The organism is Methylomagnum sp., assembly GCF_054333355.1.
Window position 1 is genome coordinate 1 of sequence record NZ_JBTEKS010000258.1, and the last position, 6,321, is coordinate 6,321.

General features: G+C 65.7%; 5 protein-coding genes and 1 pseudogene. 2 read left to right on the forward strand and 4 right to left on the reverse strand.

What is annotated here, in order from left to right; genetic code table 11:
• Nucleotides 1–255 precede the first annotated feature (255 nt).
• The 4 genes and pseudogenes from ACXWUF_RS16415 to ACXWUF_RS16430 all read right to left on the reverse strand — a co-directional run bounded on the left by ACXWUF_RS16415 (nt 256) and on the right by ACXWUF_RS16430 (nt 3,211).
• A pseudogene (locus ACXWUF_RS16415) lies at nt 256–1,341 on the reverse strand (ISAzo13 family transposase).
• A 171-nt stretch (nt 1,342–1,512) separates the two neighbouring features.
• On the reverse strand, nt 1,513–1,629 hold the full coding sequence (locus ACXWUF_RS16420; protein WP_458495727.1) for a DUF2238 domain-containing protein: 117 nt from the start codon (nt 1,627–1,629) through the stop codon (nt 1,513–1,515).
• A gap of 52 nt (nt 1,630–1,681) precedes the next feature.
• Entirely contained in the window at nt 1,682–1,891 is a 210-nt protein-coding gene (locus ACXWUF_RS16425) for a hypothetical protein (protein ID WP_458495728.1), read from the reverse strand.
• 78 nt (nt 1,892–1,969) lie between these two features.
• Nucleotides 1,970–3,211: a DUF748 domain-containing protein gene (locus tag ACXWUF_RS16430; RefSeq protein WP_458495729.1), complete on the reverse strand. Its 1,242-nt coding sequence runs from the start codon at nt 3,209–3,211 to the stop codon at nt 1,970–1,972.
• A 132-nt stretch (nt 3,212–3,343) separates the two neighbouring features.
• On the opposite strand from ACXWUF_RS16430, the gene ACXWUF_RS16435 reads away from it, so the two are divergent.
• Nucleotides 3,344–4,897 carry an alkaline phosphatase D family protein gene (locus ACXWUF_RS16435; protein WP_458495730.1) on the forward strand — a complete coding sequence of 518 codons (1,554 nt, stop codon included), beginning with the start codon at nt 3,344–3,346 and terminating at the stop codon, nt 4,895–4,897.
• A 330-nt stretch (nt 4,898–5,227) separates the two neighbouring features.
• Nucleotides 5,228–6,321, forward strand: a 1,094-nt coding sequence (locus tag ACXWUF_RS16440) for a metallophosphoesterase family protein (RefSeq protein WP_458495731.1), incomplete at its 3' end; no start/stop codon positions are given.

Sequence of the window (6,321 nt, forward strand, 5' to 3'; positions counted from 1 at the left end):
GGGCGTCGTGGTTCGTGCTTGCGGGGAAAACGCGCAATTGTAGTCAAGGGAGGTGCGGAAAGACGGAAGTAGTCGTCGAGCCCGAGTTGCCGGGCGACGTGCGCCGCGACGGCGCGGCTGTCCCCGGTGAGCATCAGGCAGCGGAGCCCCAGGGCCTGGTCTTGTCGAAGACAACCGCTTGGAGATTCCGCGCGCGCTCGAAAGCGGCCCGGTTCGGGGTTGTAAGTAGCTGTCCAAAAATAAGTGAAACAATCTTCACGTTGAGGGGAAAATGGTGTAATTCCACTCACCATGGAAGTCAGCCTTTTGGAGGTTGATTTTGCTGAATTCCTCATCGGTTACCCGAAGACCTTTAGGGGAGGTATGGGTGTCGATCTCCGCCTGAATTTTCAGGCCTGTCCGGGTGGTTGTGTTGGCAATCAAGTTGACGATGACTTCATGGCTGATCAAAGGCCTTCCCCGCCAGTTCAGGCTGATATGGCTGAACATGCGATGCTCAATCTTGTTCCACTTGCTCGTGCCCGGCGGGAAATGGCACACGGTAATCCGTAGCCCAGTTTCGTCCGCCAGTCGCTGCAACGCCACCTTCCACAATCGAACCCTGGCTCCGTTGCTGCCGCCACCGTCCGCGGTGACCCACAGTTCCGTCGCCGCCGGGAACGGGAGCGGCCCCTTTTCTCCCACCACCGGAGCAAGGTCTCTACGGCAAACTCGGACGTGTCGTGATCCACGCCCACACTGACCCAACCCAGGTTGGCCGTCGTGTCGTACATCCCGTACAGATTGGCTTTGCCCAACGCTCATCCACGAAGTCGTACACCCGAACCGGTTCGGGATCGCCCTTTGGACGCCATTCCCGCCCGCCATTCTTAAAGTCCCCGACCAGTTCCTTTTTCTTGGTATCCACCGAGACGACGGGCTGCCCTCGGCGCTGGAACTCCTCGACCCGGCCATGAATATATCGAACTGGGCATCCCGGTCCGGGTGGCCGGCGCCCTCCTTGGTTTTTTGATTCCCCTGAAGACGGTAGCCCGACCCTTCCAACAAAGCCGCCACGGCCTGGCGACCAATCCGGTACCCTTGGCGATTGAGGGCCACGGCCCATTGGCAAGTCCAGCGGAGCGGGTTCTCCGGGTCGCCTCGGGTGGACGGCTCCACCAACGCCTCCAGCGCGTGTATCAGCCCCGGTTCCTGCTCGGTCAACTTGTTGCGGCCACCGCCCGCCTTCCGAACTCGATCCTCAGGAAGCCGCGCTTGATCCGGGGATTGCCCTACGCCCTCACGATAGAGCGTGGTCCGTCCTAAGCCGGTGGCCTTGGCCACGAGCGAGCGTTTGCCCACCGTACCTCAGGGCCTCCGCTTCCGCGGCCGCCCACACCCGACGGCCTCGCTCATCCAGAACCGCAGAAACGCGTTCAAATTCCTTGCGAAGGGTATCGATGATGTCTTCGGTATCCATGCGGACATCATCGGCTGCCCCTACAACTTGTTCCACTTGTTTTTGGACAGGCACTAAGCCCAAACCCCATAGAGGAAATGCATCAGCCGGTCGAAATTTTTGCGCCGCCAGCCCAGCAGCGCGTTCAGGGAATGTCCGGTCAGGCGCTGGAACCAGGCGTCATAAGGCACCCCGGCATAGGTGTATGAGCGCCCAACTCGTGCAGGGCGAAGAACAGGAAGATCAGCGTGTAGGCGAGGCGCGAGAACACGAAATGTCGATAACTGAGCGCGAATCCACGGCGGCAAGGGCGACCAGGATGTTCTCCGCCAGCCAGTCGATGCGGTTGACGGGATGGACGGCCAGGATGATCCATTCGGCCAGGAAGATGGCCGTGAGTCCCAGCAGATAGGGAAGTCGATGATTTCGGGTATGGGGGGAATTCCTGCTCATGTTCGTTAGAGGAAAGTCGTCGCGGGCGGGTTCGGCACTCGGAGAGCGGAATCCCGGCCATCGGGCGGGCCTGCCCTGTCACGACGCCTTGAGTCCCAGTTCCGACCTAACCAGCGGGCCTTTGCCCTGCCGCACCCGCACGCTGGTCGGGAATATCCGGTCGGGCCGAAGGCTTTCGGCGTTGACCAGATAATCGCGGATGGCGCTGGTCCGCGCCTGCGCCAGGAGCCGTAGCCGGGTGCGGCTGATGGCGGCGGGGTCCAGCAGCGCCCGCCGCATCGCTTCCACCGACGCGGGCGCGGTTTGGCCGGTCTCCCGCCGATAGAGCCTTTCGAGATAGCGCTGGCGGTCGCTCTCGCTGAGCACGGTGGCGCGGAGAACCTCGGGATCGGACGCCGGGCGGCCTTCCGCCATCAATTTGGCGATCTTGAGGCGGTCGGTCAGGCCTTGCCTATCCCGCTCCGGCCCCGCCACCCCGGTGATCTGAAGGTAAAGCGCGGGCCGCTCCCGCAACGCCTTCGCCAAGGTCGAGAGCTGATCCGCCTGCGCGGTGCCGAGTTCCGCCTCGCCGGGACTGAACCCCACGAACCGCGATTCCGCGCCGCCGCCCCCGCCCCCGCCCAGCTTCGCCAGCAGGTTGAAGGGCGAGGTCGCGACCTTCCGTATCAGGCCGCGAAACACCTGACCCACCAGCCCCGTGAAGCTGACCTTGGGTTTACTCAAATCGCCCCGGATGGGCAGATTGAGATCGATCCGGCCCTTCGAATCCTTGAGCAAGGCGATGGCGAGGTGCAGGGGCAGGTCGGGCGCTTTCGAGTCCCGCACCGGCTCGCCCAGAACGAGACGGGTGAGGACGATCTTGTTGCGCGAATCGAGCCGTCGGTTCTTCAAGCGGTAATCGAGGTCCAGGGACAGCTTGCCCATCTTGATCCGGTAGCCCGCGAACTTGCCGGAATAGGGCGACAGGGTGGTCATATCCAGGTTGGTGAAGCGCATGTGGACATCGGCGAACTGCACCGGGCTGAGCAGGTTGAGCTGGCCCTCGATCTTCACGGGCGCGTAGGGGTCCACCCGGCCCTCCAAACGCACTTGGGCGGACTGGCCCGGCTTTGAATTCACGCCCTGGATGGTGCCGTGCAAGTCCTCGATGCCGGTGGAGAAATGGGGTTGGATGGACTGGTCGGTGAAATCCGCGTGGGAGTTTTCCAGGCGGATCGTCTCCACGGCGTAGGACATGGTGGGCTGTTTGGTCTTCGGCGGTTCTTTGGGCGATTCCGGCGGCGGGCGGGGCAGCGCTTCGGTCAGGTTACGGCCATTCATTTTGAGACTCCCGGACACCGGGGCCTTCGGAAACGGCCGCGCGTTGGGAGGCAATCTGTCGCGTCGTCCGCACGCCAACCCTGCCTTGGTCGATCCGAAAGCGTCAGCTTCATGGATAATGATCGGCAAACAATGACGATTCATCCGCCCGTGCCGGCCAAGGACAACCCCATGGTGAACAATCCCGATCCCCCTTCGGCGGCTTCGATCCGGTCGTCGGCCGCCCGGTCCGGCCGCATGGCGGTGGCCGTGGCCGGCTTGAGTCTGGCGGGCTGCGTCGCGACCGCTCCCCAACCCGTCGGCACGCTCACCCACGGCGTCGCCTCGGGCGAAGTCACCGACCACAGCGCGGTGGTCTGGGCGCGTCTGGACCGGCCCGGCACTCTGGCCGTCCGCCTGGAGCCGGTGGCCGGCGGGACCGCCCTCGCCCGGACCGCCCCGGCGGACGCGGGCCACGACAACACCGCCGCCATCCGCTTCGACGGCCTGCGGCCAGACACCGAATACGCCTACCGGGCCAACAACGGGGGTCCCCAAGCGGTGGCGGGGCGGCTGCGGACGGCGCCGTCACCCGATGCCCCGCGCCCGGTCCGCTTCGCCTGGGGCGGCGATGTGGCCGGGCAGAACGTGTGCCGGGACAGCCGCGAGGGCTTCCCCATCTTCGACGCGCTGAACCGGACCCGCTGGGATTTCTTCATCGCCCTGGGCGATATGGTCTACGCCGACAACGAATGCCGGGCGGAGGGCGCCTTCGGGAACGCGCAAGTGGCGGGCGGGTTCGGCCCGGCGGTGGACTTGCCGGGGTTCTGGACGCATTGGCGCTACGCGCGGGAGGACCGGGCGTTCCGGGAGTTCCTGGCCGCCACGCCCTATCTGCCGGTGTGGGACGACCACGAGGTGATGGACGATTTCGGCCCGGGCGAGGACACCCGCGCCGAGCCGCCCTACACGCCGGGCCAGCATTTGTTGCCGGTGGGCCTGCGGGCCTTCCTGGACTACAGCCCCCTGGACCCGACCGCCGACGCGGGGCGCCTGTACCGGAAGCTGCGGTGGGGCCGGCACGTCGAATTGTTCCTGCTGGACACCCGGCGGTACCGGGACGCTAACGCCGCCGCCGATTCCGTCAGCCAGCCGAAGAGCCTGCTGGGGCGGGAGCAACTGGCCTGGCTCAAAAGCGCCCTGAGACAGTCCGGCGCGACCTGGAAGTTCATCATCACCAGCGTCCCGCTGACCGTGCCCACCGGCTGGCCACCGGACAAGGGCCGGGACGGCTGGGCCAACAACGGGGGCGCCACCGGCTTCGAGCGGGAACTGCTGGACCTGCTGCGGTTCATGAGGGACGCCGACATCCGCAACGGCGTGTGGCTGACCACCGACGTGCATTTCGCGGCGGGCCACCGGCTGCGGCCCTTCGCCGACGCGCCCGGGTTCCTGATGTACGAATTCATCTCCGGCCCCATGAGCGCGGGCCTGTTCCCCAACCGCGCCCTGGACCCCACCCTCAACCCGGAGCGCCTGTTCTTCTTCGGGCCGGACGACGCCAGGCAGGTCCGCGGCTGGCGGGAGGCCAAGCACTGGCTCAACTTCGGCGACATCCAGGCCGGGGCCGACGGGGGGCTCCGGGTCGCCATCACCAATGCCCTGGGCGCGACCGTCTGGCGGAGCGAACCCCTGCGGCCTCAATGAAGGGGCGGCGCGGGCCGGTTGTGGGAGGATATGAAGCGGGGGGCGTCGATTCGGCGGGGCGTCGTCCGCCCTGGCGGGCGGGCGCCTTTCGCCGGAGAAGGGATGCCGGACGGGGGGGCCGACCGGGAATCCACGGCGGTGGTCTGGCGCTCGGCCAAAGCGGTCACCCGGCCATGCCGATAGCGGCCATTCCTCAATGACCGCTATTGAAGAAGCCGATGAATGGCTGGTGATTCCTCCATACCAGACATTAGCCTTCCGCCTTTCCTTGCCAGCGCAGGAGACGTATCCGTATCCTAGCTGTTCCGTTAGCCAACCGTGCGGACCGCCATGCGCTCAGAACAACAACAAAACCCGATACGTATCCTCCACCTTTCCGACGTCCATTTCGCCACGGGCAAGGCCTGGGACTCGGACCCCGTGCTGCGGGCGCTGGCCCGTCACATTGGCGATGAAGTCCAACGGGGCCTGGTGCCAGACTTGGTGGCCCTGACCGGCGATCTGGCCTTTTCCGGGAAGGCCGGGGAATACGCCCTGGCCCTCGACTGGCTGTCGAACCGGCTGTGGCCCGTCTTGCCGAAAGGCTTCCCCCGCGAGCGGCTGCTATTGGTGCCGGGCAACCACGACGTGGACCGGAGCGCCGTGGGTTTTGTCGCCAAGGCCATTCAGAAAGCCCTGCTGGATCAAGCCAGTCAGGACGACATCGCCAAGCTGTTGGCGGATGCGGGGGAAAGCGAGACCTTGCTGAAACGCCACGCCGCGTATCTGGACTTTCTCGGCCAATGGCACAGCGGCATTCACCCATTCCCCTGGTGGCAGAAAACCTTCGACATTCGCGGCACACGCCTCCACATCGCCGGGCTGGATTCCGCTTTTCTAGCCCACGGCGACGATGACCGCAGCCGACTTCTCATCGGGCGCTACCAACTCCATCAGGCGGTGCTGGTCCCGGAGGCTGAACAAGCCGATTGGCGGCTCGCCCTGCTGCACCACCCCTGGGATTATCTGGCCGAATGGGACGGCCACGAGGCCCGCGCCGCTGTCCACCTTCATTGCGACCTGCTGTTGCGCGGCCATCTGCATTTCCCCCAGACCGAGCGCATCCTGCCGCCGGACCCGGCCCGCGCCTGCCTGGAACTGGCGGCGGGCTGCGTGTACGAGAACAGCCGCTATCCCAACGCCTTCCAGTGGATCGAGTTGTACCCAGCGCCCCGGCGGGTGAAGCTGTTGTTCCGGACCTGGCTGCATGGGGCTTGGGGCGTGGATCGGAACATCCCCGGCTGCCCGGCGGGCGAGGCGGAGTATCTGTTGGAGGGGGCGAAGCCGGGAAATCCATCGCCGGGACCACATGCCGGGGGGATTCCCGGCGGCGGGCACTATCAGGCCCGCCTCACCGGCAATGGTGCCATCGCCCAAGGGCCGGG